The 19630-nt window shown below is 65.8% G+C and carries 17 protein-coding genes; 9 read left to right on the plus strand and 8 right to left on the minus strand.

Annotated features, from left to right (window positions below):
• Positions 1-30 precede the first annotated feature (30 nt).
• Positions 31-1533 carry a DHA2 family efflux MFS transporter permease subunit gene (locus ACQPZ2_RS05135; RefSeq protein ID WP_433524532.1) on the minus strand — a complete coding sequence of 501 codons (1503 nt, stop codon included), beginning with the start codon at positions 1531-1533 and terminating at the stop codon, positions 31-33.
• 75 nt (positions 1534-1608) lie between these two features.
• The gene (pnuC, locus tag ACQPZ2_RS05140) at positions 1609-2295 is read right to left on the minus strand and encodes a nicotinamide riboside transporter PnuC (protein ID WP_433524533.1); all 687 of its coding nucleotides are present in this window, start codon (positions 2293-2295) and stop codon (positions 1609-1611) included.
• 142 nt (positions 2296-2437) lie between these two features.
• Here pnuC and ACQPZ2_RS05145 point away from each other — a divergent pair, with 142 nt between their 5' ends.
• From ACQPZ2_RS05145 to ACQPZ2_RS05160, 4 genes are all read left to right on the plus strand, one after another.
• Positions 2438-3247 (plus strand): ABC transporter ATP-binding protein, encoded by an 810-nt coding sequence (locus ACQPZ2_RS05145; RefSeq protein ID WP_063046987.1) that lies wholly within the window; start codon positions 2438-2440, stop codon positions 3245-3247.
• Positions 3244-3990 (plus strand): ABC transporter permease, encoded by a 747-nt coding sequence (locus tag ACQPZ2_RS05150; RefSeq protein ID WP_433524534.1) that lies wholly within the window; start codon positions 3244-3246, stop codon positions 3988-3990. The genes ACQPZ2_RS05145 and ACQPZ2_RS05150 overlap by 4 nt, the downstream gene beginning before the upstream one ends.
• 306 nt (positions 3991-4296) lie before the next feature.
• Positions 4297-5034, plus strand: a complete 738-nt coding sequence (locus ACQPZ2_RS05155; RefSeq protein WP_433527328.1) for an ABC transporter permease — start codon at positions 4297-4299, stop codon at positions 5032-5034.
• Between the two features lie 78 nt (positions 5035-5112).
• Positions 5113-6204, plus strand: coding sequence for an ABC transporter substrate-binding protein (locus ACQPZ2_RS05160; protein ID WP_433524535.1), 1092 nt, complete (start codon positions 5113-5115; stop codon positions 6202-6204).
• 2 nt (positions 6205-6206) lie between these two features.
• Here ACQPZ2_RS05160 and ACQPZ2_RS05165 read toward each other — a convergent pair whose 3' ends face one another.
• On the minus strand, positions 6207-7244 hold the full coding sequence (locus ACQPZ2_RS05165) for an XdhC family protein (protein ID WP_433524536.1): 1038 nt from the start codon (positions 7242-7244) through the stop codon (positions 6207-6209).
• A 14-nt stretch (positions 7245-7258) separates the two neighbouring features.
• Complete coding sequence (locus ACQPZ2_RS05170; RefSeq protein WP_433524537.1) at positions 7259-7846, minus strand: nucleotidyltransferase family protein; 588 nt, start codon at positions 7844-7846, stop codon at positions 7259-7261.
• Between the two features lie 140 nt (positions 7847-7986).
• Here ACQPZ2_RS05170 and uraD point away from each other — a divergent pair, with 140 nt between their 5' ends.
• The 4 genes from uraD to ACQPZ2_RS05190 are packed head-to-tail and all read left to right on the plus strand — an operon-like array spanning position 7987 to position 11086.
• Positions 7987-8493, plus strand: coding sequence for a 2-oxo-4-hydroxy-4-carboxy-5-ureidoimidazoline decarboxylase (gene uraD / locus ACQPZ2_RS05175; RefSeq protein WP_433524538.1), 507 nt, complete (start codon positions 7987-7989; stop codon positions 8491-8493).
• The gene (gene uraH / locus ACQPZ2_RS05180; RefSeq protein WP_433524539.1) at positions 8490-8807 is read left to right on the plus strand and encodes a hydroxyisourate hydrolase; all 318 of its coding nucleotides are present in this window, start codon (positions 8490-8492) and stop codon (positions 8805-8807) included. Before uraD ends, uraH begins: the two co-directional genes overlap by 4 nt.
• A 7-nt stretch (positions 8808-8814) precedes the next feature.
• Complete coding sequence (gene pucL / locus ACQPZ2_RS05185; RefSeq protein WP_433524540.1) at positions 8815-9720, plus strand: factor-independent urate hydroxylase; 906 nt, start codon at positions 8815-8817, stop codon at positions 9718-9720.
• A 4-nt stretch (positions 9721-9724) separates the two neighbouring features.
• Positions 9725-11086 carry an 8-oxoguanine deaminase gene (locus ACQPZ2_RS05190; protein WP_433524541.1) on the plus strand — a complete coding sequence of 454 codons (1362 nt, stop codon included), beginning with the start codon at positions 9725-9727 and terminating at the stop codon, positions 11084-11086.
• 89 nt (positions 11087-11175) lie between these two features.
• Here the strand turns inward: ACQPZ2_RS05190 and ACQPZ2_RS05195 are convergent, their stop codons facing one another.
• On the minus strand, positions 11176-11517 hold the full coding sequence (locus tag ACQPZ2_RS05195; protein WP_433524542.1) for a hypothetical protein: 342 nt from the start codon (positions 11515-11517) through the stop codon (positions 11176-11178).
• A gap of 242 nt (positions 11518-11759) precedes the next feature.
• Here ACQPZ2_RS05195 and ACQPZ2_RS05200 point away from each other — a divergent pair, with 242 nt between their 5' ends.
• Positions 11760-14648, plus strand: coding sequence for a tetratricopeptide repeat protein (locus ACQPZ2_RS05200; RefSeq protein WP_433524543.1), 2889 nt, complete (start codon positions 11760-11762; stop codon positions 14646-14648).
• Positions 14649-14654: 6 nt separating this feature from the next.
• On the opposite strand, the gene ACQPZ2_RS05205 is transcribed toward ACQPZ2_RS05200, so the two are convergent.
• From ACQPZ2_RS05205 to ACQPZ2_RS05215, 3 genes are all read right to left on the minus strand, one after another.
• On the minus strand, positions 14655-15887 hold the full coding sequence (locus ACQPZ2_RS05205) for a M20 family metallopeptidase (RefSeq protein WP_433524544.1): 1233 nt from the start codon (positions 15885-15887) through the stop codon (positions 14655-14657).
• On the minus strand, positions 15880-16620 hold the full coding sequence (locus ACQPZ2_RS05210) for a 2OG-Fe dioxygenase family protein (RefSeq protein WP_433524545.1): 741 nt from the start codon (positions 16618-16620) through the stop codon (positions 15880-15882). Before ACQPZ2_RS05210 ends, ACQPZ2_RS05205 begins: the two co-directional genes overlap by 8 nt.
• 142 nt (positions 16621-16762) lie before the next feature.
• The gene (locus tag ACQPZ2_RS05215) at positions 16763-19402 is read right to left on the minus strand and encodes a tetratricopeptide repeat protein (protein ID WP_433524546.1); all 2640 of its coding nucleotides are present in this window, start codon (positions 19400-19402) and stop codon (positions 16763-16765) included.
• Positions 19403-19630: the final 228 nt, after the last annotated feature.

The following is a 19630-nucleotide window of genomic DNA, read 5'->3' on the forward strand; positions in this document are numbered from 1 at the left end:
CACAACCTACCGAGGCATCTGTGGTGCTGGTCACGCCTTCACCCCGGTGCGGTCCTCGCGAGCTGCCGAATAGGAGGTCATCGCGCCGCTCGGCGTGCCCGCGGGGGCGGAGGCCGACCCGTCGCTCGGGTCGGCCGAAACCGGCTCAGTGGTGTTCGGTGCGGGAATGGGCGCACCGGCCGGAATCAACAGGCCGATCGCGGCGCCGAGGAGCGCGAGCAAAGCGGCGGTACCGATGGCGGCCGCGAAACCGTCGCTGAAGTCCCGCGCGCCGGTGAAGCCGCCCACCGCCGCGAAAACAGCCGCGGGGACGGCGATTCCGAAGGCGCCACCGAGTTGGCGCAGAGTGTTGTATGTGCCCGACGCGGCGCCGACGGCGGGCATCGGAACCGCGCGCAGCACCGCACTCTGCGCGGCGGGAATCGCCATCGACACGCCGACGCCGGAGATGACGAAGGGCGCGATCATCGCGGTGTACGGCAGGTCCGGTCCGGCGGTCAGGGCGATCCACCCGTAGCCGACGGCCTGCATGAGCAAACCGGTGACAACCAGCGGACGTTCACCGAACCGGTTGACCTGCTTGCCCGCGATCGGCGCCACCAGGAACAGGGTGACCGTCCACGGCGCCAGGCGCAGCCCGGCACCGAGCGGGCCTTGCTGCTGCACGATCTGCAGGAACTGGGCGAAGAAGAACGCGCCACTGAAAATCGAGGCGGCCAACAGGAATCCGACCGCATTGCCCGCGGAGAAAGCGCGCGAGGCGAAGAAGCGCATGGGAATCAGCGGCGCGGTGGTGCGCAGCTCCCAGCGTACGAATCCGATCAGTGCCACCGCACCTGCCAGGAAAGCAAGCGTGACTTCCGCACCGGTCCAACCGGATTCATTGCCCCGAATCAGACCCCAGACGATGCCACAGGCGGCGACGCTCACCAACGCGATCCCGAGCAAGTCCAACCTGCGTGCCTCGCCCACACTTTCGGCCAGCCGCGTGCGCACCAATGGAATCAGCACCGCCCCGATCGGCAGGTTCAACCAGAAGATCCACTGCCAGGACAGGCCCTGCACCACCGCACCCCCGACGAGCGGTCCGCCGAGGGCGGCCAATCCGGTTGCCGCCGCGAATAATCCGAGCGCCTTGGTCCGCTGCTCCGGCTGGAACGCCGCCGAGAGCAAGGCCACCGCCACGGGCATGACGGCGGCGGCCCCGATGCCCTGCGCTGTCCGCGCAGCGATCAACAGACCCAGATTCGGTGCGAGCGCGCATCCGGCGGATGCCGCGCTGAACAACGCCAGCCCGCCGACGAGCACCCGTCTGCGGCCGTACCGGTCGCCGAGCGCCGCGCCCGCCATCAACAGCACCGCGAAACTCAGGTTGTAGGCATTGATCGTCCATTCCAGCTCGCCGATCGATGCGTGCAGATCGAGCTGGATCGCATGCATCGCGGTCGTGACGACCAGTGCGTCGAGCACGATCATCAAACCCGCGAGTGATGTCAGCGCCAGTACCCAGCGCTGTCCCGTGGTCATCTTCATTGCATTCCTCCGATGGGTTTGCGGGTACATACCGGCGTCACCGCACCGATTCATCGGAGGTTGCGGAAAAAGTTTCTAGGGACGCGAAGGCGCGAGATCGGCGCCCACGGGAGCCGATTTGCGCAGGGTGCGCGCCCATACGGCGAACCCCCACGCGACGAAGCCCGCATAGATCAGATACAGCGTCGCCGACGGGTAGTAGCCCGCCTTCAGCAGCAATGGCACGCCGACGAGATCGACGGCGATCCAGATCAGCCAGAATTCGGCGAGCCCGCGCGCCATGCCATAGGTCGCCAGCACCGATCCGGTGAAGATCCACGCCTCCGCCCACGGCCCGTAGGAACCGATCAACGCGAACAATCGGGCGAACGCGGCCGTGCCGACCAACATCGCGGCCACCAGCACCAGCCGTTCGCGCCCGCTGGCCCAGCGCGGCACGACGCCGCGATGTTCGAGTCCGGTTTCGGCGCGCGCGTGCCGATACCAACTCCACCAGCCGTACACGCTGACCGCGATGAACATCAGCTGACGACCGGCCTGTCCGGCCATATTCAAATGCTGTGGCGTGTTGAAGATTCCGCCGACGAAAACGGTGAACAGCAGCGCATTGCCCGCGATCCCGATCGGCCACGCCCACACCCGCCGCCGCATACCGCCGACCGCGGAGGCCAGACCGAAACCATTGCCGATGATCTCGCGCCAGAGGATCTCCGAGCCCGCGATATGCAGCTTGGCGTCGAGCAGCGCGAAAAGTGGGTTCACCCCCGCTGTAACCCGGGCGGGTCGATATCTCATCCCAACCTGCGGATTCGACGCATGCGGATCGAAAGTCGCGTAACGATTGCGCAATCTGGGGTGGCGATTCGCAATATCCGTGCAACGACCTGCTCCTAGTGTTCTGGTCATGACGGCGAGCGGTACCGAGGAGCCCACCGGCGGGACGGGCATCCACATCAGCGGTTTGACGAAGACATTCCGGGTCGGCCGGAAGACGGTGCAGGCGCTCGACGATGTGGAGCTGCATACCGAACAGGGCGCGTTCCTGTCCCTGCTCGGACCATCCGGCTGCGGCAAATCGACGGTGCTGCGCATCCTGGCCGGACTGGAGACACCGACCGCGGGCAAGACGCTCATCGACGGTGAGACCCCCGCCCAACTGCGCAGCCGCCATGAACTCGGCATCGCCTTCCAGGATTCGGCGCTGCTGCCGTGGCGTTCGGTGGAATCCAATATCAAACTGCCCTTACAGGTCGCGGGGATCTCGCCGGATCCGGGACTGATCGCGGATCTGGTGCGGCTGGTCGGCCTGGAAGGCTTCGAGAAGGCCAAACCGGCGCAGCTGTCCGGTGGTATGCGCCAACGTGTTTCGATCGCGCGCGCACTGGTGGTGAAGCCGACCGTGCTGCTGCTCGACGAACCGTTCGGCGCTCTCGACGATATGACCAGGCAGCGGCTGAATCTGGAACTGCTGCGGATCTGGACCGAGAAGCCCGCGACCACCCTGATGGTCACGCACGGTATCGCCGAGGCGGTCTTCCTCTCCGATGTCGTCGCGGTGATGAGTCCGCGGCCGGGCCGGGTGCTGGAACTGGTGAAGATCGATCTGCCGCGCCCGCGCACGCCCGAGATGATGCGCACGCCGGAATTCCACAGGCTGCACGACTACCTCTCCGAGCTGTTGTTCGGGAAGTCCGGCAAGGGTGGAGTCGCATGAAACGGATCGGCGGACTCGTCGGCGTCCTCGGGCTTGTCGCGGTGTGGTGGCTGCTGGCCGCGCTGGAGGTCGCGGGCGGCACGATTCCGAGTCCGTGGACCGTCCTGCACACCATGTACACCGACGGCTGGGATCTGTACGGTCCCAACTTCCGGATCACCGCGCTCGGTGCGCTGAAAGGTTTCATCTGGGGCAATGCGCTGGCCATCGGCCTGGCGATGCTGATCGTGCTGATCCCGTGGATCGAACCGCTGGCCACCCAGCTCGCCATCCTCAGTTACTGCATCCCGCTGCTCGCGCTGGGCCCGATCATCCTGGTTGTTTTCGGCGGCCGCACCCCGACGGTCTTCCTCGCGGCGATGTACTGCTTCTTCACCACCATGGTCGGCACGGTCACCGGACTGCGCTCGGCCGATGTCACCAGCCTCGACCTGATCCGCGCCTATGGCGGCGGTCGCTGGCAGCAGCTCTACCGGGTGCAGGCTATCGCCGCGCTGCCGAATCTGTTCGCGGCGTTGAAGATTGCCGCGCCGTCGGCCGTGCTCGGTGCGATCATCGGTGAGTACCTCGGCGGGGTGGACAGCGGGATCGGTGTCGCGCTGACCGCCGCGCAGACCGCGTACAACGTGCCGCGTACCTGGGGCATGGCGCTGGCCGCCGCCGCACTCGCGGGACTCGGCTACGCGATTGTCGCTTTGGTCGCTCGACTGGTCACCCCGTGGACCGCGCAGGAGCAGAGATGAGCCGCGCACCAATCAGCGCCCCGCGGTCGCCGGATGAATTCTGGCGCGAACACGTTGGCGTGCGCCGAGCCAGGAGGCGCGCGGTGGGCGACACAGTGTGCGCCGGACGAGACCGCGCGCGCCGCCGTGCCCCCCGTTTGGAGGAGTGAGATGACTGACGAACTCGGGCCGGTGGACAACGTGACTGCCCCCGCACCGCCCGCCGTGGAGAGCACGCGGCCCCAGCGCGGTGCCGCCGCGGGGACGCTCGCTGTGCTGACCAGGATCGGCCGCTTCCTGTTCCCTCTGGTCACCGCACTCCTGCTGATGCTGGTGATCTGGTACGTCTTCCTGAAGGCCTTCCCCCAGGTCGGCCCGCGAGTAGGCAAAACGCCCAGCGATATCTGGAAATACCTGTTCAACTCCTCCGGCGCACACACCGCACGTCAGGCGATCTTCGACGACCTGCAGATCACCCTGCGCGACGCCGCGATCGGCTTCGGCGTCGGCATGCTGGCCGCACTCGTCGTCGCGGCCCTGTTCGTCTTGTTCGCGGTGGTCGAGCAGACGTTCATGCCGGTCGCCATGCTGCTGCGGTCGGTCCCCCTGGTGGCGCTGACCCCGATCATCGTGCTGGTATTCGGGCGCGGACTGGCCGGTGTGACGGTGCTCGCGGCGATCGTGGTGTTCTTCCCGGCGCTCGTGATGATCATGGCCGGATTGCGCAATGCACCGCGGCAGGCGATGGATCTGGTGGCCGCCTACGGCGGCTCCCGCTGGACCGGACTGCGCATGGTCGCCGTGCCCGCCGCCCTGCCCTCGGTCTTCGCGGCCGCGCGAATTTCGGTGCCCGGCGCGCTGATCGGCGCATTGCTCGGTGAATGGCTGGGTAGCGGGACGGGGCTGGGCGCCAGTCTGATTCGCGCCATCCCGACCTTCCAATACAGCAAGCTGTGGGCCTCGATCGTGATCGTGACCATCGTCTCGGTGCTGCTGTACGCGATCGTCGGCGTCATCGAAAATCTGGTGCTGGCCCGCTTCGGCCCCGAAGCGGGTCGTCGCTGACCGATCAGTTTTTCGCAAATCAACGCTCGGAACGCCAAAGTAAAGAAATCGAAACACCAATCCCCTTAGATTCGGCACATGAACCCCGTACAACGCTCTTCGTTCGGGCCGAACCTGAACCGGCGATCCCTGCTTCGTTACTCCGCGCTGGCCGGCGCCGCATTGGGCGGTGCGAGCCTGCTTGCCGCATGTGGCGATGATTCGAAAGACTCGTCGGGTGGGTCGGTGGCGGACGGATCCAAGTACGGTTCCGTCGCGATCCAGCTGTCCTGGCTGAAGAACATCGAATTCGCGGGCGAATACTTCGCCGATTCCAAGGGCTACTACAAGGACGCCGGATTCGGTTCGGTGAATCTGATCGCCGGTGGCGCGGCGAGCACCTCGGTCGAGGCGGGCTTGGACACCGGCAAGGTCTGGCTCGGCACTTCGGCTCCGCAGACCACAGCGCCCGCGATCCTGGAGGGTCTACCAGCCAAGATCGTCGCGACCACCTATCAGAAGAACCCGTTCTGCATCGTCAGCTCCGCCGCCAAGCCCATCAAGACCCCGCAGGATATGAAGGGCCGCAAGATCGGCGTCCAGGACACCAATCAGCTGATCTTCAACGCGCTGCTGAACGCCAATGGCATGAAGCCGGGCGATGTGACCATCGTGCCCGCGCAATACGATCCGACTCCGCTGGCCAACGGCGAGGTCGACGGCTGGGTCAGCTATGTGACCAATGAGCCGATCACGCTGACCGCCAAGGGATTCCAGAATACGAACTTCCTCTTCGCCGATTACAACCTGCCGCTGGTGGCCGAGACCCTGACGGTCAAACAGTCCACCATCGATAAGGAACGCGACAAGCTGAAGGCCTTCCTGATCGCCGAGATCAAGGGTTGGAAGGATGCGGTCGCGAATCCGGCCGAATCGGCGCGACTCGCGGTCGAGGTATACGGCAAGGATCAGAAACTCGATCTGAACGAACAGACCCAGGAGGCGACCGCGCAGAACGGCCTCGTCGTCTCCGCGGATTCGACCGCCAATGGCTTGCTGACCATGACCGATCAGTTGATCGAGCAGAATATCGCCGCGCTGCGCAATGCCAAGATCGATATCAAGGCCGACCAGCTGTTCGACCTCTCGGTGCTGCGCGAGGTATACGCGGAGAATCCGGGCCTGAAGTAGCGCTAGAGCGCCACCGGGGCGTTGGCCGGGAATTCCTTGAATTGCGGTTCGGCGTCCCGGTTTTCGGTGATCCGCCGCTCGGTTCCGGACCGGGCGACAAGCAGTTCGGCGGCGATCGAAACGGCGACTTCGGCGGCGGTGCGTGCCCCGATATCGAGACCGGCGGGGGAGTGCAGGCGGGCGAGCGTCGCGTTGTCGAAGCCGCCCGCTTGTAGGTCTTCGATGCGTCTCAGGTGTGCGGACCAGGAACCGTTCGCGGCGAGGTAACCCAGTTCGGGTAGTCGCAGTGCCACGGTGAGCAGCGGGATTTCGAACGTCGGATCGTGTCCGAGGACGACGATCGCCGTGCTGCTATCGATTTCGCCCGCCGCCGACAGCGTGTTCAGGTACCGGTGCGGCCAGTCGACGACCACCTCGGCACCAGGGAAGGCCTCGGGTGTTGCGAAGGTGTCGCGGGAATCGCAGATCGTGACGCGGTAGCCGAGCAGTTTGGCCTGGACCGCCAGCGCCGCGGCAAAAGCGTTGGCGCCGAAGATGATCAGCCGCGGTGGCGGCGGGAACGAGGCGACGAACACGTCGGATTCGGGCAGCGCGACCAGTTCCGTCGCATGACGCTGCGGGGTGATCAGATGCTGTCCGATCAGATCCGGATCCTGGTTCCACACCACGGTGAAGAGGGTAACCCGGCGGTGCGCGGCGATTTCCGCGGCTATGGAGGGGAATTCCGGAAAGTCCCGGCGCGAGAACGGCTCGACGAAAACATCGACCATGCCGCCGGAGTCCAATCCGGGCTCGCCCGGCGGGACGCCGAAGCGGTGCAGTCCGCGTCGACCGCTGCGCGCGGCATCGGCGGCCGCCTCGATCACGGTCGTCTCGACGCTCCCGCCCAGGAGCGAACCGTAGACCGCGCCATTGGCATCTATCAGGATCGATGTTCCGACCGGCAGCGGTCCGGAACCTACAGTTCGCACGACGGTGGCCAGTCCACCTGTCCGGCCCGAATGCCACACCCGCAATAGGTCGTCGACGATGTCCCGCATCTGTTCAGCTCCGCTCACGCGTGCGGCGTGGCCGGGAAGTCACGATCATCGCCTGTCGCCAAATCGTCGCACGTGACGCACACCATATCGTTATTACCGGCTAAATAGGTGCGCCCGCCGGAATCTCTAACAGCTGCTTGATACACCGAGGTCCAGTGCTTATGAGACATGACAACGGGATGGCCGGGTGTGGCGTGGAACACAGCTCTCGCCAGGCCGGTGGGTGCGGCGAAGGCCGCGCCGACCACCCGGGCGACCACATCGGCCCCGACATCGGGGGTATCCACCGGCATGATCGCGACGTACTCGGCGGGGGTGTGCGCGACGGCTCGCAAACCCGCCCGCAGCGAGGCCCCGAGTCCGGTCGCCCAGTCCGCCGCCCACACGTGATCGGCACCCTCGGGTAGGTCGACCGCGTCCGGCGCCGGTCCGGTCGCGCCGAGCACCACGATCACCGGATCGCAGCCACCGTCGCGCAATGCCGCCACCGCCGATCGCAGCCAGGCGCCGCCCTCGGCCAATGCCTTGGGCATCCCGTAGCGCGTTCCGGCGCCCGCGGCCAGGACGATGCCCGCGCAGACCGGTTCGGGTGATGCAGCCATGAAATGACGGTAGCCCGGCCGCGTAGCCGATGGGTTACGGAAAAGTGCTCTGACGTCGACAGTCGGATGCAGGCGACACGCCGGAGGTGATCTATCTCGTTCGACTGGCGACCGGGTCGGTCGTATTCGATGCTGGTCCGATGACACCCGACGGGTTGGGCCTCGCGGAATTCAACGCATTGCCCGAAGCGGAGGCGAATGCGGCCTTGCTCATGTGTTGCGCCGCGCCGGAATGGGCTCGTGCGCTGGTTGCCGGGCGGCCGTACGCGAATGTCGATGCCGTATTCGATACGGCCGATGCGGTGCTGGCCGAATTGTCCGAGGCGCAGATCGATCGCGCACTCGACGGACATCCGCGCATCGGCGCCCGGCCCGATACCGCGGCGTCGGCGCGCGAGCAGGCCGGGGTGGCCGGGGCCGGGGATACGGTGCGGGCGGGGCTGGCCGAGGGCAATCTGGCCTATGAGGAGAAGTTCGGCCATATCTATCTGGTGTGTGCGACCGGTAAATCCGGGGACGAACTGCTGGAATTGCTCACCGCCCGGCTCGGAAATGATCCCGAGACCGAAAGGCGGGTTATGCGAACGGAATTGGCGAAGATCAATCGGATTCGGTTGACGCGGTTGCTGATCGGTGCTGCCGAATGAGCTCGCTCAGCACACATGTCCTCGATGCCGTCGCGGGTGCGCCCGCGGCCGGTATCGCGGTGGTGCTCTATCGCGACACCGAGGTACTCGGTTCCGGAGCCACCGATGCCGACGGCCGGATCGCCTCGCTCGGTGCGGCAGTGCCACCCGGCACATATCGGCTGGTATTCGCTACCGGCGCATACTTCGCCGAGCGCGGGGTCGAATCGTTCTATCCGGAGGTTGCCATCACGTTCGTCGTCATCGAGGAGCGGCACTACCACGTCCCATTGCTGTTGTCGCCCTTCGCCTTTTCCACCTACCGAGGGAGCTGAGCCATTCATGGAACTGACCGGGCCGATCGTGCTGTCCGACAACCGGTACGGAAAGGCGGAGAACCGCATCGTCCGGATCTACCGGGACCAGCCGCGTCACGAAATCCGCGATGTGAACGTATCCACGGTGCTGCGTGGCGATTTCGCCGATGCCTATGTCGCCGGTGACCAGTCGAAGGTGCTGCCCACCGATACCCAGAAGCAGACCGCCTACGCGTATGCGAAAAAGCCTGGGCTGCAACCGATCGAAGACTATGCGCTGACGCTCGCCGCGCATTTCGTAGACGAGATCGCGCCCGTCGACAGCGCGCGCATCGAGGTCGAGGAGTATGCCTGGCAGCGGGTCACCGTCGACGGCAGCGAGCACGATCACACCTGGGTGCGGCAGGGTTCCGAAGTGCGGACCGCGACGGTCACGGTGTCGGGCAAGGGCGACCGCCAGCGGGCCTGGGCCATCGGCGGGGTCAAGGATCTGGTGATCCTCAAGTCGACCGGCTCGGAATTCGCCGACTTCCTCACCGACGATTTCACCGTCCTCGCCCCGACGCACGACCGGATGCTCGCGACCTCCCTCGTCGCGCAGTGGCGTTTCGCCGCCACGACCGGTGTGGACTGGGATGCGGTGTACGCGGGCGTCCGGCAGCGGATGGTCGAGGTCTTCGCGACGCTGCATTCGAAGGCTATGCAGCAGACGCTCTTCGAAATGGGCAAGGCCGCACTCGAGGCCTTTCCGGTGCTCGCCGAAATCCGGCTGGCCGCGCCGAATAAGCATCATTTCGACTACGACCTCGGTCGGTTCGGCATCGAGAATCACGGTGAGGTCTTTCACGCCGACGACCGGCCCTACGGACTCATCCATGCCACTGTGCAGCGGGAAGATGCCCCGGAGGCGGGCCCCGCATGGCTACCGTAGGCACATGATGATAACGACGGTCATCGACGGGTGCGCCGTGGCGACCGTCGATCCGAACGGCACCGAATACCGCCGCGGGTATGTGACGGTGCAGGGCAACCGGATCACCGCGGTCGGTGCGGGTGATGCGCCCGATCTCGGCGCGGATGTGCACCGCATCGATGGCCGTGGCTGCCTGCTCACGCCCGGGCTGGTGAACACCCATCACCATCTCTACCAATGGGTCACCCGGGGTCTGGCCGCGGATAACACGCTGTTCGAATGGCTCACCACGCTCTACCCGATCTGGGCGGGCATCGATGAAGATGCGGTTCGCATCGCCGCGACCGGTGCGCTCGCCGCGCTGGCCCGGACGGGGTGCACCACGTCCACCGACCACCATTACGTATTCCCGCGCGCGGGTGGTGACCTGCTCGGCGCGGAGATCGCCGCGGCCGCCGAGGTGGGGTTGCGATTCCATCCGACGCGCGGCTCGATGGATCTCGGGCAGAGTGCGGGTGGGCTGCCGCCCGACGAGGTGGTGGAGACCCTCGATGCCATCCTCACCGCGAGCGCGGATGCCGTTGCGCGCTGGCATGATCCGTCATTCGATTCGATGCTCCGGATCGCGCTCGCGCCATGTTCGCCGTTCTCGGTGACGACCGAGTTGCTGCGCGAATCCGCTGTGCTGGCACGCGATCTCGGCGTACGCCTGCATACCCATCTGGCCGAGACGATCGATGAAGCGGAGTACTGTGCGGACAAATTCGGCTGCACACCCGCCCAGTACATGGAGCGGCTCGGCTGGCTCGGCTCGGATGTCTGGTACGCCCATGGCATCCACCTGGACGACGCTGCCATCGGCACGATGGCGGAAACCGGCACCGGAGTGGCGCATTGCCCGACCTCGAATGCGCGGATCGGGGCGGGTACGGCGCGCACGGCCGATCTGATCGCGGCGGGTGTGCCGGTAGGACTCGGCGTGGACGGTGCCGCCAGCAATGAATCCAGTTCGATGATCGAGGAGCCGCGCAATGCGCTGCTCTACGCAAGAGCCAAGGGCGGCCCGCGCGCGATCAGCACTCGAAAAGCTCTGGAGCTGGCCACTATCGGTGGTGCGCGGGTGCTGGGGCGGGCAGCCGAAATCGGGTCGATCGAACCGGGCAAACTCGCCGATCTCGCTTTGTGGCGGCTCGATACGCCCGCACACGCGGGCATCGAGGACCCGGTGACCGCATTGATTCTCGGCTCCGCCCCGCCGCTGGCGGCGTTGATCGTCGACGGGCGCACGATCGTTCGCGACGGCGAGGTGCGCACTGTCGACGAGGAGAAGGTCGGCGGCGAGGTCGCCCGGGCACAGGCGGTGCTCGTCGCGAAGGCGGGCTGAGTATCGTTCCGCGGCCGCCGTCCTCCCCTCGGTGACGGCGGCCGCGGCGACTGCGGGTCCGGCGCAGAACCCGCAGCGCCAGTTGGTCTTCAGGCAAGGGCCGTCGCGTGTTCGATCTCGTGTTCCGGATCCGATTCCAGCCGCGCCCGCAGTGCGAGCAGGCACATCACCTCGTGCAGCGTGAGACCCAGTTCGGCCGCGTGCAATTCGGCTATCTCGTGGTCGAATCGACCGGACGGATCCAACTGATCCAGCAGAATCATCTCCGCCACAACCATTCCCGCCAGTGCCTGCGCCCGCGTCAGCCGACGGTCGGTCGGCAGATACGACAGCAGCCATTTGCCGCGGCCGGCCTCGGGCAGATCGATCCGGAAGGCCGCCTCGTGCGCCACATCGCTCGTGATGAGCCATTCCGTGGTCGTAATCGGCATCGCGCGAACCCCTTTCATCCGCTGCGACTTGTCACATTGTTCAGTTGCTGCCCTCTACGGTGTCAGTTCGCCTCGGCGTGGCGCGATCCCAGTGGCAAAAGTGATTTCTTCACTCCGGCCGAAGCACTTGACCAGCGGAAATACGGCTGATACCAAGGAATTAATCACAGTCGGCGTTTCGATTCTCCGGTGCCCGCGCAGCACCGTCGGCCGGGCGCATCGCATGCGGGGAGGGTGGGGCGATGGATCGAGCAGGTCGCCACCCCCGCAGACGTCCCGGAAGGAATGTCAGTGCCGAGGATCGACGACGCCTACGCGAGCGCCTGGCCGATCTCGGATTGACCGAACAGCAACTGCTGGAACCCCTTGCCGCCGAATTGCGTCAGCGCGGGTACCGACCGCGCGCCGCCTGGCGCTATGCCAACGAATTGACCCAGGGCGTGGTCGCCGAGCGCTACAACGAGCTCACCGACAGCGCCACCGCGGCCATGAAGGCCAGCCGGATCTCCGAGTACGAGGCGTGGCCGTTCAGCCGCGACGGCGTCGTTCTCGATGACGAACCGGAGCGTCCGTCCGGTGTGCGGCCGACGGTCCGCGTCCTCAAGAATCTCGCCACCATCTACGGCACCACCTGGGACCAGCTCGTCGATGTCGCCGACCTGGCGCATATGCCGGAACACGAACGGCTGGAGTACCACGAGGCGGTGGCCCGGCGTGCCATCGGCCGACTCCCGGTGCCCGCCGGTGGTGACCTGCCCGCCGAGGTCCCGCACTTCACCGGCCGCGCCGGGCCGAAGGCCCAATTGCGTGATCGCGTAACCGAACACCTGCGCAGCGGCGCGGTCGCGGTGCATGTGATCGTCGGGCTGACCGGCATCGGCAAGACCGCTTTGGCACGCTACGCCGTCGCGGCCTTCGGACGGCACTACCCGGACGGCACGATCTGGGTCGACCTGCACGGCTACACCATCGGCCGCGATCCGCGCGAACCCATCGACGTACTCGAGCAGCTCCTGCTACAGGTCGGGGTCGCCCGCGAAACCATCGAAATGGACCTGGCCGGGCGGGCGAACCGCTGGCGCACCACCATGAGCGATCGCCGCATGCTCATCGTCTTCGACAATGTCCTGGACACCGCGCAGGTGAAAGACCTACTACCACAAGCCCCCGGCTGTTTCGTCCTGATCACCAGCCGCAGCAAACTCACCGGCCTGGCCGGTGCCGCACCACTGCGGTTGGAGGTCATGGAGTGGGAGGAGGCCGAGGAACTGCTCGTCAAACTGGGCAATCTGCGCACCGGCTACGACAAGCGTGCGGTACGCCTGATCCTGGAGACGGCGGGCCGACTTCCGTTGGCCATCAGGCTGATCGGCGGTCAAATTGCTCACCACGGCGAGGAGATGCTCGCCGACAGCGCGGCCGATATCGCCAATTTGACGGCGCGGATCAAAGAGGCCTCGGTGGATCGCCGCGCGAACGACTCGGCCGCCGAACACCTCTTCGATCAGTTCGCCGCGGAAGACGAGTCGCTGCGTGCCGCCTTCGAGATGTCCTATGAGCGTCTGCAAGACCCGAAACATCAACGGGCGGTTCGCCTTCTTGGCTGGTTTCCGGGCCCCGAGATCACCGCGGAGGCCATGGCGACGATGGCCTCGGTACCGCTCGGTGACGGAATGATGATGGTGCGCAGGCTATTCGAGGCCGGGTTCCTCGACCCGTCTTCCGGTGGTCCCGGTGGTCACCGCTACCGAATGCACGACCTCACCCGATGGTGCGCCCGCATGCACGCCGAACGCGAGGACTCACCCGCCGCACACGCCGCCGTCATCGATCGCCTCGTCGGCGAAAGCCTCGCCGTCGCGCGTCAGGCGAGCACCCACCAGATCTTCGATCCCGCGGGCAGCGAACACCTCTGGAACCCCTCCGATGACGCGACCCAAGCGCGCGAATGGCTGACCCGCGAACGCGAAATGCTGCAGGGCTGCGTACAGGCGGCCGAACCGACAAGAGACGCAGCCGAACTGGCCCGCCGACTGGCCTCGCACCTCTCCGGCACCGGCCACTGGTCTCTGGCCCACCGCCTCTTCGGCCGCGCCCTCGACATCGCGGGCCGAGTCCACGATCGTCGCGCCGAATCCTGGGCCCTGGTCGGCCGTGGTCGCGTCGACCGCCTCATGGGCCACCACGAGGCGGCGGGGGCGGCGTTCGAGCATGCCAGGGCCATCGCACTCGAACTGGCGGATCAGAATACCGAGGCGGCCATCCTGTGTGAGCTCGGCCAAACCGCAAGGAGCACCGGCGATCACGCGGAGGCACGGGACTACTTCGGTCAGGCCTTGAAAATGGCCAGGTCTATCGCCAATCAACCGACCGAATGCGACGCTCTGCAAGGGCTCGCGCATGTGGCCTGGGTGGCGTCGGACTATCGGACCGGCCGCAGCTACTCGGAGGAGGCACTCGCCATCGCGGGCGATATCGGCGACCCGATCCGGGTGGCCACCGCACAATGGGGTCTGGCCGAGGTCATCCGGCGACTGGGCGAACAAGCCGAAGCCAGGCACCTATACGGCGAGGCCCTGCGCATCGCGCAGAAGATGAACCACCGGAGGTTGGCGGGGGACGCGCTACGGGGGCTCGGTCATATCGAAAGGCTGGTCGGGGAGCAGGAAACCGCCCGCGAGTACTTCGACGACGCAATGGCGATCGCCCGGCGCATCCACGACAGGTACGGCGAGGGGTGGACGCTGTGGGGTCTGGGCAATATCGCGCGCAAGACCGGCGACTACAAGAAGGCTCGCAGCATGTTCCAGCAGGCATACGACATCGCTGTCGAGATCGATGATCGGTTCAGCCAGGTGGATACGTTGCGCGGACTCGGGCATATCGAGCGACATTTCGGCGAATACCTGGGCGCCCAAAGGTATTACGAGGATTCCCAGCGGATCGCCGAACGGATCGGTGATCCGCTGGGGCGCGCCGATGCACTGCGCGGGCTGGCCACGGTCGCGGTCAAGACCGGGCAGGCCGAGCTGGCCGAACAACTGCTCTCCCAGGCGCTCGAACTCTATGCGAGCACCGGTGTGCGGCACGGTGAACAGATCACCTCTGAAATTCGGATGCGCAGCGACTGATCCGCGTCATGCGCAGCGCCGAATCGCGAGCGCGGCGAGTGTGCGGGCGCAGGCGGACATTTCGCTGATCAGCACGTGATGTTCGGTGTCCGGTGTGGTTCCGCGCGGTCCGAACAGACAGCATTCGATGCCCGCCCGGCTGAGGTGGGTGGTGTCGTTGCCGCAGTACGAGTACGGCAGCGCGAGCCCGGTCTCCTCGACGTGGAAATCCGAGACCAGGGGGAGTAGTTCGGCGATGTCGCGTACGACGGCGCACTCGGGGGGCATATCCATCGGCGGCATATCCGTCCCGCTGACCCGGAACTGCGGGTCCACCGGATGTTCCAGGTGGATCGTGGCCGTCGGAAAACGCGGGCGGAGGCGGTCGAGTGCGGCGTCGATGGCCGCGTGGACGTCCTCGGGCTGATGGGGCGGCGGGTAGCGCAGGTCGATGAGGGCAGTCGCCTTGTCGGCACAATAGGAAATTCCCGAAAGATCATGTCCCTCGCCACGTCCCGCCAGCAGGCTGGCGACCTGCATGCGGGGCAGCGGTGGAAAGTCGGAGTTGCGCAGTCCGATGTCGGCCGTGTCGAGCAGGTCGAGAACCTTCCGCAGCACCGCAATGGCGTCGACACCTTCGTCTGGCCTGCTGGTGTGGGCACTGCGGCCGCGAACAACCAGGGCGAACTTGTGCACGCCCGCCGTCCGGGTGATGACGCGACGGACCGAATAGGGCTCGGGCACCACGGCCGCCGCCGCCGTGAGCCCGGATCGCAATGCGTGCTTTGTGCCGACCCCGCCCTGAAGTTCGCCGACCACGAACTCCAACAGCAAACCCTGCCGGAGTGGTATTCCACTGCGGTGCACGGCGATTGCCGCGCCGATCATGGCGGCGAGACCGCTTTTCATATTGTGCAGGCCAGCCCCGAACAGTTGGTCGCCGATTCGTCTCGCGGTGAACGGATCCTCCGGGTGATCGCGGCCCAGCGGATCCATATCCAAGTGTCCGTTCAGCATGAGTGCTGGTGTTCCATGCAACGGGCCGAGCAGGCCGATCGTCTGGAATCGACCGGGCTGCACCTCCTGTCCGAAGGTATGAATACCGTTGTCGGCGAGTGTTTTCTGGACCTGAACCGCCAACGGCGTCTCCTGTCCGGTGAAGGATGCGACGGCGGTGAGCTCGGTGGCGATGGCCACGAGTTCGTCCTCCGGGAGCAGTCGGTCCAGGTCGCCGATCATCTTCTCGATCGAGTCAGTCACACCTTCTGAATCCGAGCAGCAGCACATTTCGATACGCCTGCACGAAAGGGAGCCTGCGCCGGATCTCGTCGGTGAAGTGCTGGACACGCTCATCGTCGAAGACGTAGGAGTCGAGCGGCCGTCTCAGCTGGAATGACGCCAGCTCGACCTCCGGTTCGGCGCCGTCGTAAATGGACGAGATACCGGTGCCCTTCGCCAGGTTTCGGCGCTCGATCAAATGTGCCGATCCGGCGATCAGCCCGTCGCGGTGCTTACCCTCCGGCGCTGGTTCACCCGGTGCGGTGATGGCCATGTAATGGGCGTCGACGAGCACCTCGGGGGTGCGCCGCGCCGACAGGACACCGGCCGCCACCAGCGAGCGGGCAACGACGGCCGCTATCTTCCTGGTCGGCTCGGTCGCCGGATGCCGCGGCTCGATCTGTTTGAACCTGCGTTCGATACCACCGGCCAGCGGATTGACCTCGACCGATTGCATGTACGGCGGCGGTTCGTCGATGGGGGTGAAATGCATATCGGCTACCGAAAGCCGGTAGCAGCCATAAGCCCGCTGTCGATAGGTCTTGCCGGACGGTAGCCATTTATCCAGTTCGGTCGAATCATGGAACGTGCGCTGCAGCACCGACCGATCGTCGGCGGACAGCCCGAAATCTGCGGCGGCGAGACGCCAGAAGGCAGCCCCGTTCGGGGTGCGGGATGCGAAGGACTCGAGATCGGCGTTGACCTCGGGCACCATGTGCTGGTTAATGGCCGGAACCTTCCGACTGAGGGTGTAGTCAGCAATGCGAAAGATGACACGACCACGGCGACCGAAGCGCTGAGCCGCGCGGCTCGAACTTAGTGCCAAATACCGACATATCAAGCATTGCGGTGATCAATCACACCCGTGTCGAATGGCCCCGGGGCGGACGTCGCCGACGGGGCGTGCGCCGGACGCCGATCTGGTCGTAGAGTTCGAGTGCGCGAGCCCAGAGCCGCTGCGCCCGATCGGTATCTCCGGTGTCGGCGGCGATGTAACCGAGCGCCCGCAGCGCGTCGGCCTCACCATGCGGATCGCGGATCTGTCGTGCGATCGTGAGTGAGTCATCGTAGGCATGACGGGCCGAATCGTAGCGGGCCAAGCGTCGTTCGATATGTCCTAGGCCGCGCAGGGCGTCGATCTGACAGCGCGGGTCGTTGATCTCCGCCGCGATGGCGCGCGCCTGGTGAAATCTGGCGCGAGCCGCGGTGTAGTCCCCGGCTTTTCGCGCGATATTGCCGAGTCCCCACAGCGCCCACCCTTCGCCGTATCGATCGTGCACTTCGCGGGCGATGTCGAGCGCGGTGTCGAAGTAGCTTCCCGCGATATCGTGCCTTTCCCTCGAACGCTCGATATACCCGAGGCCACGCAGCGCATCACCCTCCATCTTCCGGTGCTTCGTCGCCCGTGCGATCTCCAGCACGGCCGCGTAATTGCGTCGGGCGGCCGCGTAACGCCCTATGCGGCGGATGGTTTCGGCATACCCCCACCGCACCGAACCCACGCGCGCGAGGTCGCCGATGTCGATAGCGATGGCCAAGGCTTGTCGCGAACGATTGCTGGCGACCCGATAGTCACACGCCATCCGTTCGACGTGACCCAATCCATGCAGTGCGGCGGCCTCCGCTTCGGGGGCGTCGAGTATGCGGGCGATATCCAAGGCCCGTCCGTAGAGTCGATGCGCGTCCGACCAGTGACCGAGCTCGCACAGCAGTGATGCCACCAATCTGGCCAGTTCGGCGGCATCGGCTGTCGGTCGCGACGCATCGACGCAGCCTTTCAGCATCTCGCGTTCGGTGGTGAGCCACATCCGGGCTTCGGCGGTATCGGTGGTCGCCGAGTCCTTGGATCGGCTCGGCCCATCGAAAAGCGCTGGTGCGTAAACCTTTCTGGCCCGGTCCAGGCCGTCGCGGACCAGGCGTTCGATGACCGCCGCGTGCTCGGACGGCGGATCCTCGCGGTCGGCCTGTATCCGTGCGCAGAGTCGAGTGAGATCGTGCATTTGATAGCGCGGGCCGGGGCCGCCGGAGGCCGGATCGAGGAAACCCGCCTCGAAGAGCCTGCGCACCATCATCATTGCGTCGCCGAGCGGTACCGCGGCCATGGTCGCCATGGCCTCGGCACTGATCTCGGGACCGGGAAACCAGCCGAGCAGCCGCACCGCGCGTTGCAGCTGGGGATCATCGCGCAGCCGCTGATAGGAAACCTCGAATGCGGTCCGCAATGATTCGTCCTCGGCCGCGAATCGATCCAGCAGATGTGCGGCTGCCGAGTCGCCCGCGGGGTGTTCGGTCGAACCCTCCTCGATCCGCGCGGTCAGATTCACCAGATCGGCCGCGATCTCGGACAGCATTTCCTCGCCGTGATGCGCTATCTGGCCGCCGATCAGCCTGATGGCCAAGGGAAGTCGGCCCGCGGTCCGCAGGATTGTCGTCACGGCGGCCTGGTCGTAGCCGGATCGGAGATTGCCGAGTTTGACGAGCAATTCTTCCGCGTCATCGGAGCCCAGCTCGTCCAGATGCAGCGGGGTCGCCGCCAGGCCGGTGAGCTTGCGTCGGCTCGTGATCAGCACGAAGCAGCCGGGCGCACCCGGCAGCAGATCCTTCACCTGAGCGGTATCGAGCACATTGTCGAAGACGACCAGCATCCGCCGCGACATCATGGCGCTGCGCCATTGATTGGCACGTCCGCCGGGGTCGGCCTTTATTGTCTCGCGCGGCTCGCCGATCTCGAGCAGCAACTGTTCGAGCACATCGAAAGGCTGGCGCGGTTCGCGGCCCGAGGAGTAGCCGTGCAGGTCGAACCAGATGAACCCGTCCGGATAGTTCTTGGCGAGTGCCGATACCGCATAGCGGGCGAGCGCGGTCTTACCGATTCCGGTCAGCCCATCGATGACGTGAACGGCGACATTGCCGCTACCGAGGTGCTCATAGACCAGACGCCGCAGTTCGGCCTTCTGGTCGTGCCTGCCGGTGAAGTGACGTACCTCGGCGGGCAGATCGCCACTGGCAGGCAGCGGCTGCCTGCCGATCGAATGCCGAGCGACCGCGTCGCGGTACTGCTGTCGGTCGCTCTCGGGCATATGCGTCAGATCCGCGACGTCGACCAACTGATCCCAGGTGGTGCCGTAAATGGTGGCCAGATTCGTCAGCACCTGAATGGTCGGTCGCACACCGAGCGGTTTGCGGCGCTCATCGTCGCCGTGTCCGTAGGACGGCCAGGTTTCGTATTCGGAAATACGACTGGCCTTCATGGCCGCCCGGGCACTATCGGTGAGTTCGTTGTAGCGCGCGGCGGCCGCGGTCTGTGAGAGTCCCTTGGCCAGCCGCCAGGCCGCTCGCAGCCGATATCCGCGCTGGCGTAACTCGCCGACGAGCCGGTCGAGCACATCCTGCTCCGCCAACCCGAGTTCGGCGAGGCTTTCGCGAAGCTGTCGACGCTCGTCGGCGGTGCTACCGGGACCCGCACGTGCGCGGGAATCACCGCCAGCACGTTCCATCGCGCACCTCCCCCTGGCAGGCATCCGAGGTGGTTACCTGCCAACGCATTACCGGTATGAATCCGATTGCGGCACTGCGGAATCGAAATGCAATTTGTGACAACTACTTGGTAGCAGCAGCGTTTTCCCTGGTCAAGGCCGACCTTTGGGGGTGAAGGAAAAGGTGCGCCGGTGGGATTGCGCCGAGTTCGCAGGCCTGATATCCGCGTGCACCGGAATATCGACATC

The organism is Nocardia pseudovaccinii, from assembly GCF_050942345.1.
Taxonomy (GTDB): Bacteria; Actinomycetota; Actinomycetes; order Mycobacteriales; family Mycobacteriaceae; genus Nocardia; species Nocardia pseudovaccinii.

Bases quoted from the DNA above. Each gene is read 5' to 3' on its own strand.
- ACQPZ2_RS05195 (WP_433524542.1), bottom strand. From the start codon at position 11,517: ATGCCGATTACGACCACGGAATGGCTCATCACGAGCGATGTGGCGCAC.
- ACQPZ2_RS05200 (WP_433524543.1), top strand. From the start codon at position 11,760: ATGGATCGAGCAGGTCGCCACCCCCGCAGACGTCCCGGAAGGAATGTC.
- uraH (WP_433524539.1), top strand. From the start codon at position 8,490: ATGAGCTCGCTCAGCACACATGTCCTCGATGCCGTCGCGGGTGCGCCC.
- ACQPZ2_RS05170 (WP_433524537.1), bottom strand. From the start codon at position 7,846: ATGGCTGCATCACCCGAACCGGTCTGCGCGGGCATCGTCCTGGCCGCG.
- ACQPZ2_RS05215 (WP_433524546.1), bottom strand. From the start codon at position 19,402: ATGGAACGTGCTGGCGGTGATTCCCGCGCACGTGCGGGTCCCGGTAGC.
- uraD (WP_433524538.1), top strand. From the start codon at position 7,987: ATGACACCCGACGGGTTGGGCCTCGCGGAATTCAACGCATTGCCCGAA.
- ACQPZ2_RS05210 (WP_433524545.1), bottom strand. From the start codon at position 16,620: ATGGTGCCCGAGGTCAACGCCGATCTCGAGTCCTTCGCATCCCGCACC.
- ACQPZ2_RS05190 (WP_433524541.1), top strand. From the start codon at position 9,725: ATGATGATAACGACGGTCATCGACGGGTGCGCCGTGGCGACCGTCGAT.
- ACQPZ2_RS05165 (WP_433524536.1), bottom strand. From the start codon at position 7,244: ATGCGGGACATCGTCGACGACCTATTGCGGGTGTGGCATTCGGGCCGG.
- ACQPZ2_RS05150 (WP_433524534.1), top strand. From the start codon at position 3,244: ATGAAACGGATCGGCGGACTCGTCGGCGTCCTCGGGCTTGTCGCGGTG.
- ACQPZ2_RS05135 (WP_433524532.1), bottom strand. From the start codon at position 1,533: ATGAAGATGACCACGGGACAGCGCTGGGTACTGGCGCTGACATCACTC.
- pucL (WP_433524540.1), top strand. From the start codon at position 8,815: ATGGAACTGACCGGGCCGATCGTGCTGTCCGACAACCGGTACGGAAAG.
- ACQPZ2_RS05160 (WP_433524535.1), top strand. From the start codon at position 5,113: ATGAACCCCGTACAACGCTCTTCGTTCGGGCCGAACCTGAACCGGCGA.
- ACQPZ2_RS05155 (WP_433527328.1), top strand. From the start codon at position 4,297: ATGCTGGTGATCTGGTACGTCTTCCTGAAGGCCTTCCCCCAGGTCGGC.
- ACQPZ2_RS05145 (WP_063046987.1), top strand. From the start codon at position 2,438: ATGACGGCGAGCGGTACCGAGGAGCCCACCGGCGGGACGGGCATCCAC.